This is a genomic window from Halomonas sp. MMSF_3323 (genome assembly GCF_030733595.1).
Taxonomy (GTDB): Bacteria; Pseudomonadota; Gammaproteobacteria; order Pseudomonadales; family Halomonadaceae; genus Halomonas; species Halomonas litopenaei.
The window spans coordinates 39123-45122 of the sequence record NZ_JASHIT010000043.1 but is presented as its reverse complement, the minus strand read 5'-3'; the positions used below and the strand labels follow the sequence as shown (position 1 = coordinate 45122).

At 61.2% G+C, this 6000-nt stretch carries 6 protein-coding genes, 1 pseudogene and 1 other annotated feature; of the genes and pseudogenes, 4 read left to right on the top strand and 3 right to left on the bottom strand.

All coding sequences use genetic code 11. The annotated features are described in order from the left end of the window. Positions 1 to 113: 113 nt before the first annotated feature. The 3 genes and pseudogenes from RBB39_RS19125 to RBB39_RS19120 form a co-directional block, all read right to left on the bottom strand. Positions 114 to 661 (bottom strand): annotated as a pseudogene (locus RBB39_RS19125) (transposase); the annotation flags it as partial. After that, positions 267 to 383: a sequence feature (AL1L pseudoknot), on the bottom strand. It overlaps the preceding pseudogene by 117 nt. A gap of 56 nt (positions 662 to 717) precedes the next feature. Next, positions 718 to 966 (bottom strand): transposase family protein, encoded by a 249-nt coding sequence (locus RBB39_RS22815; protein WP_185696494.1) that lies wholly within the window; start codon positions 964 to 966, stop codon positions 718 to 720. 192 nt (positions 967 to 1158) lie between these two features. Further along, positions 1159 to 1353 (bottom strand): DUF2798 domain-containing protein, encoded by a 195-nt coding sequence (locus RBB39_RS19120; protein ID WP_260425410.1) that lies wholly within the window; start codon positions 1351 to 1353, stop codon positions 1159 to 1161. A gap of 944 nt (positions 1354 to 2297) precedes the next feature. On the opposite strand from RBB39_RS19120, the gene RBB39_RS19115 reads away from it, so the two are divergent. Genes RBB39_RS19115 through RBB39_RS19100 form a run of 4 tightly spaced genes read left to right on the top strand, consistent with a single transcriptional unit; the run spans position 2298 to position 5830 of the window. Further along, a complete protein-coding gene (locus RBB39_RS19115) occupies positions 2298 to 3275 on the top strand; it encodes a PDR/VanB family oxidoreductase (protein WP_221621223.1) in 978 nt (325 codons plus the stop codon). A 27-nt stretch (positions 3276 to 3302) separates the two neighbouring features. Then, positions 3303 to 4490: a Gfo/Idh/MocA family protein gene (locus RBB39_RS19110; RefSeq protein ID WP_124805297.1), complete on the top strand. Its 1188-nt coding sequence runs from the start codon at positions 3303 to 3305 to the stop codon at positions 4488 to 4490. Positions 4491 to 4542: 52 nt separating this feature from the next. Continuing rightward, a complete protein-coding gene (locus tag RBB39_RS19105; RefSeq protein ID WP_124805298.1) occupies positions 4543 to 5028 on the top strand; it encodes a MarR family winged helix-turn-helix transcriptional regulator in 486 nt (161 codons plus the stop codon). Positions 5029 to 5074: 46 nt separating this feature from the next. Beyond that, positions 5075 to 5830, top strand: a complete 756-nt coding sequence (locus tag RBB39_RS19100; RefSeq protein ID WP_124805299.1) for a class II aldolase/adducin family protein — start codon at positions 5075 to 5077, stop codon at positions 5828 to 5830. The last annotated feature ends 170 nt before the right edge of the window (positions 5831 to 6000 follow it).

Below are 6000 nucleotides of genomic sequence, written 5' to 3'. Positions count from 1 at the left end.
TCCACTAAGCAATAGGTGGACACCTACCGTCATCGAAGTCGGAGCTCAACGGAAGGTGTGTTCACCGGCCGGATACGCTCGACGGTGCAACGAGCCGTGGGGATCGCTTCTCAATGCAATTGGCGCCAGACCTTGCGGATGCCATAGACACAGAAGTTCTCGTCCCAGACGCGCTGGATCTCGGCGCTCAACCAGCGATCACGCTGGATGCGGGGTGGCGCGCGATCAGGCTGGGCGTCACGGGCTTTGTGCTCGTAGTAGGTCGACGGGGCGATCGGCAGGACACGGCAGATCGGCTCGACCCCGTACGACTCCCGGTGATCATCGATGAACTCGATCATTACTTGCCGCGGCGGTCGAGCTCCGCCTGGGCAAAATACGCAGAGGCCTTGCGCAGGATCTCGTTGGCCTGCTTCAACTCGCGGTTCTCACGCTCCAACACCTTGATCCACTCGCGTTCAGTAGTGGTCGCGCCTTCCCGACGTCCTGTATCACGTTCAGCCTGACGGACCCAGCTACGCAGCGTCTCCGGTGTACAGCCGATCTTGGGAACAATGGCACCGATGGCGGCCCACTGAGAGGGGTAATCGGCTTCATGGTCGAAGACCATGCGGACGGCCCGTTGACGGACCTCAGGGGCATATCGCTTGGAAGTGTTCATGGCTCCATCCTCTCAAGGTTTGGAGCCTCCGGGAATCCCGGTACGGTTCACCTGGATCAGCGACATGGCAGCCTGCTCGAACAACATGGTGAAGTCGCTGCTGGGCCGTGCCCAAGGCACCTCGATACCCTTGACGCCATGCGCGGGACGCGCGCATGCAGGTAGCAGTGATGCTGGAAGAAGTTCAGATGCCGCCAGGTCTTGTCGTCGAAGTCATGGGCCGGGCAGGCCTTGCCGCACTCCGGGCAGGGGCAGAGGCTGCCCCGCTCGGCCTCGACATAGAGGTCCAGGCGGAGGGCTGACACGGAGGTATCCAGATGCCGGGCCTTGAGAACCCAGGGCGCATCAAGCCCCAGGCCGAGAGTCAGAATCTGGGGACCGTCTATGTAGAACCTCCTTTACATGTGGAGGTCATATCCTGGCACAGCTCAGGGGATCGAATTCCACACCCAGCGACGAAGAGCCTAAAGAAAGGGCTGCGGGCGGGTTAGGACGACTCAGCTAGACTTATAATCGGTGATCGTCCATCTCACCAGCCGGTTCACTAGTGGCCTGACTGCCAGCACCCCGACAAACGCCACCGGCATGGCGCGGACATAGGCCCTGGCCACTGTCGTCAGGTACTCAGGCCCCATGCCCTCCGTCACCGCCGTGATCACCAGACACATTATCAGTGCCATCAAGGCGGACATATAGAAGGCAAAAACCAGGGGGGCATAACGTGGTGGCAATCCCCGCCGGGTTTTGGATGGAGGCGAGTCCTGCGACGAAGTATGCTGGCACATATAACGATTCCTTCTCTAGAACTGGAGAACCTACTTACCCTTGTTTCCTACCACAACACTACCTTTGATTTGAGGACACCACCCTGGATTGCCAGCCATAGCGGCCAAGGATGTCGTCGCTAACCGGTCTTGGAGCGTAGCTCTTCCCTCCGCTGTCAGGCGACATCGAAAACAGCCCCCCAGGCGACACGGAGAATTGTCCACCTCCGCGATCTCACCAGGAGTGTGCACTCATGCAGCAACTTGGATACAAGGTTCTCCACACTCAGTTGCGTGTGGAAGCGATGCAGAGCCCAGAGGGTGTCGCGGCCATGCTGCGCCTGAAGACCAGGAATAGACTACGAGCCCTGGGGCAATCCACAGCCACTGCAAGCTAAAGGCACTGGGATCCGGTTCCAGGAAGGTTATGAAGCCTTTCCAAAACAGGAGACCTGGCGGTAGCTTCCATGCCACGCGGCGTCCGGAAGCTGACATTTTGGCAAATATCAGCTTATCTGGAACTACCGTTGTTTCTCTATCATGGCTGTCCCACAGAACTACCACTTTCACGACGACCTGCCAAAAGCCAAAAAAGACCCCATTTCAGGAATTTGCACTACCCCAAGCACACGACCGCTTGGGGGCAACGCGCCCAGCGACATGTGAATGATTCGATTCCCACGCTGCGCCGGATGCTACATTGAGATATCAAGAAAACCTTATACAAAGCTTATCGATGCATGACCGCCCTTCTGGAGCCGATTCACCGTCACGCGACTAAAGTCGCAGTCTCGTGCCTTGCATTCCCTTTGAGAAAATACTTAGATATAAAAGCATATTCGCACCACCACCACAACAACAGGGAGATCCCCGTGACGACCACTGACGAAGCAATGCCCATGACCGACCTCGAGGTCTCCGCGCTGGATGCCATCGCCGACGGAATCTACCGTCTCGAATTCACTCACCCGGAGGGCGACGAACTCCCTGAGTTCACGCCCGGCGCCCACCTCCACGTGGAGGTGCCGAATGGCCAGGTACGGCGCTACTCCCTGTGCAACGACCCCGAAGAACGCGATCGCTACGTGATCGCGGTCAAACGTGAGGAGGCGGGCACCGGGGGCTCGAAGAGCCTGGTGGATGACACCCGCGTGGGGGATCGCCTGCAGGTGTCGGCCCCCGTCAACGACTTCGAGCTGAAAGGCAACCCGGCACGCTACGTGTTCATCGCCGGCGGTATCGGCATCACCCCGATCCTGTCGATGATCCACCACCTGCGCACCACCGGCGGCAAGCCGTTCAAGCTCTACTATCTGACCCGAGAGCCGGAGCAGACCGCCTTCCTCGAGGAGCTCAGCGGTCCCGAATTCCGCGGCAAGGTTGTGATCCACCATGACCACGGCGACCCGGACGACTCCTTCGATCTCTGGCCGGTGCTGGAACAATCCAAGGGCGCTCACATCTACTGCTGTGGCCCGCGAGGCCTGATGGAGGCGGTGCGTGACATGACCGGCCACTGGTCATCCTCCAGCGTCCACTTCGAAGACTTCGGCGCCCAGAAGCATGCCTCGGCAGAAAACGACACGCCGTTCACCGTGCGTCTACACAAGACCGGCGAAGCGATCCCGGTACCGGCTGGCGTGTCGATCCTCGAGGCATTACGGGTCAACGGCCACCATGTGCCCTACTCCTGCGAAAGCGGCACCTGCGGCTCCTGTCGTTCGACGCTGATCGAGGGCAAAGCGGACCATCGCGATCTCGTGCTGTCCGAGGCCGAGCGAGTCGACCACATCATGGTCTGCGTCTCGCGTGCCTGTTCGAAGGAACTGGTGATCGACCTGCCGGAGTGAGCCGGCCCTGCTCCCGGAGGACGCACCATGTCAGAATCCCCCTTGAGACTCGGCATCGCGGGGCTGGGCCGCGGCTTCATGCTGTTGCTGCCCACCCTCGCGGCCCATCCCGGCATACGTTTAGTGGCGGCAGCCGACCCGCGCGAAGAAGCGCGTCAGCAATTCACCGCCGATTTCTCCGCTAATGCCTATGCCGAGGTGGCCGAGCTATGTGCCGATCCCGAGGTGGAGGCGGTGTATATCGCCACACCCCACCAGTATCACCGTGAGCACGTTGAACTGGCCGCACGACACGGCAAACATGTGCTGGTCGAAAAGCCCATGGCACTTTCCCTCGCGGACTGCCAGGCGATGATCGATGCCATGTCCCATGCCGGACGCTGGCTGATCGTCGGCCACAGCCATAGCTTCGATGTGCCCTATCTGCACACCCGGAAACTGATCGACAGCCAGGCGTTCGGCGGGGTGCGCATGATCAGTGCCCTGAACTTCACCGACTTCCTCTATCGCCCGCGTCGCCCCGAGGAGCTGGACACGGCGCAAGGCGGCGGCGTGGTGTTCAGCCAGGCCGCCCACCAGGTCGATATCGTGCGCCTACTCGGCGGTGGTCGCGTCGCGAGCGTGCGCGCCGCCACCGGTCGTTGGGACGCGGCCCGCCCCACCGAAGGGGCCTATAGTGCCTTGCTGACCTTCGACGATGGCGTCTTCGCCAACATGACCTATAGCGGATACGCCCATTTCGATAGCGACGAACTCTGTGGTTGGACGGGAGAGCTGGGACAGCCCCGCGATCCGCGACGCTACGGCCAGGCCCGCGCCGCCCTGGCAGGGCTTCGCGGTGCCGAAGAGGAAGCTCGGCTCAAAAACGCCCGCACCTACGGTGCCGGCCTGTCGTTGTCCACCAGCAGCCTGGCAGGCATCTCCCATAATCACTTCGGCTTCGTGGTGGTGTCCTGTGACGGTGCCGACCTGCGTCCCACGCCTCAGGGCGTGGAGGTCTATGCCAACGATCGACATTACCTTGAGCCCCTCCCCGCGCCGACGATACCGCGACGAGAGGTCCTCGACGAACTGATCGTTGCCGTCCGTCACGACCGCCCACCTATTCACTCCGGTGCCTGGGGCATGGCCACCATGGAAGTGTGTCTGGCCATGCTCGACTCCGCCACCACGGAGAAGGATGTTGCGCTGTCCCATCAGGTAAGTCTGCCCTAGATCGGTCGGTTATAATTGGATCTTCGTTCAGGGCGAATGAAAGGATATCACCATGACACGCAGCAACACTCCGGAAACTCACTCGATCCTGCGTCACTGGCGGGAAGATGTGCCGGACGACCGCCTGGCCCACCTGGTGCGGGACGCCGGGCGCGTCCTGACCAAGAGCCTCCAGTTACGACTGGCCGAGCACTCGGTCAGCTTCGGCCATTGGTCGTTCCTGCGCATCCTGTGGGTCAGCGAAGGACTGACGCAGCGGGAACTCAGCGAACAGGCCGGGCTGATGGAGCCGACTACCTTCACCGCCCTGAAAGCCATGGAGGCCAACGGCCTGATCGAACGGCGGCATTTGAACGGCAACCGCAAGAACATCCACATCTACTTGACGCAGAAGGGGCGCGACCTGAAGGAGACCTTGGTGCCCCGGGCCGAAGAGGTCAACGACATCGCCGTACAAGGCGTCGATGACGACGACCTACGGGCGACTCGGCGCACCTTGCTCACGATCATCCGCAACCTGGCCGACGCCAACGAATGACCGGACGGGCTGGTTGCCTGACAACGATCCCAAGACAGGACAGGCGATGACTTACCACGATTCAACACCGGCGGTTCAAGACAAGCAGGCACTCCTTGACGACTTGGTGGATGCCAACCACATCCTTTTCGACGAGGGTGTGCTCGATGCCTTCGGCCATGTCAGCATCCGCCACCCGGACGATCCCGAACGCTTTCTTCTGGCCCGCAACATGGCGCCGGGCCTGGTTACCCGCGACGACATCCTGACCTTCGAGCTCGATGGTACGCCCGTCGATGCCGAGGGGCGGAAGGTGTACCTCGAGCGCTTCATTCATGGCGAGATCTATCGACTCCGTCCCGATGTAATGGCAGTGGTACACAGCCATTCCCCTTCGGTGGTGCCCTTCAGTGCCGTCAAGTCGACCCCCTTGCGCCCGATGTGCCACATGAGCGGCTTCCTGGGAGACGGCGCACCAATCTTCGAGATCCGCGATGTGGCCGGTACGGCCACAGACCTGCTGATCCGTGATCGCGCCCTCGGTGCCTCCCTGGCCGACTCCCTAGGGGAGAACAACGTCGTGCTCATGCGCGGTCACGGCGCCACCGTGACGGCGGCCACGCTCAAGCAAGCAGTCTATCGGGCCATCTATGTCGAAGTGAATGCGCGCCTGCAGGCCGATGCCCTGCGCCTCGGCCCCGTCGAATACCTCACCGCCGGCGAGGCCAGGTCAGCGATGGAGACCACCGAGGGCCAGGTGGAGAGGCCCTGGCAGTTATGGAAACAGCGTGCGCGTCAGGCGCGCGCCACAAGCACAAGCTGAGATGGCGACCGGTGCCCGTGACACCGGTCGTTTCCTTGTGCGCCAGACTAACGCTATTGCCGAGGGTGGTGTCTCGGAGTTACTGTGTGGTGGGAGCCCCTTACGGACTTGGTATCGGGATCCGTTAGTTAAATAGTAAGGCTCTCACTGCCAAACTAGTTAGAATCTAA